This window comes from Burkholderia sp. JPY481 (genome assembly GCF_038900515.1).
GTDB lineage: Bacteria > Pseudomonadota > Gammaproteobacteria > Burkholderiales > Burkholderiaceae > Paraburkholderia > Paraburkholderia youngii.
This window is the reverse complement of sequence record NZ_JAYMRT010000227.1, coordinates 1-254: the sequence shown is the minus strand read 5'-3', so window position 1 is coordinate 254 and position 254 is coordinate 1. Positions and strand designations below refer to the sequence as shown.

Genomic DNA, 254 nt, shown 5'->3' with positions numbered 1-254 from the left:
GTATAAACTCGACCGAAAGGAAGGAAAGAAGAAATGTTTAAGGTACCGCACCAGGTGTACACGGCGGAGTTCAAGGAAGCTGCAGTGCAACGAGTCAAGGACGGGCAAGGCGTGAGCGCCGTGGCCGGCGAATTGGGTATGTCGATACAGACGCTGCGCAACTGGCTCAAAGCGTCGGAAGCCGGCAAGCTGAACGGCCCGGGGGCGAAGGTCGTCACGGCGGAACAGATGGAGCTTTCGCGTCTGCGGGCGGA

At 59.4% G+C, this 254-nt stretch carries 1 protein-coding gene; it reads left to right on the top strand.

Features of this window, described 5'->3' with window-relative positions:
• Positions 1-33: 33 nt before the first annotated feature.
• Positions 34-254: transposase (locus tag VSR82_RS40470; protein ID WP_498858973.1), on the top strand; the 221-nt coding region annotated here is incomplete at its 3' end.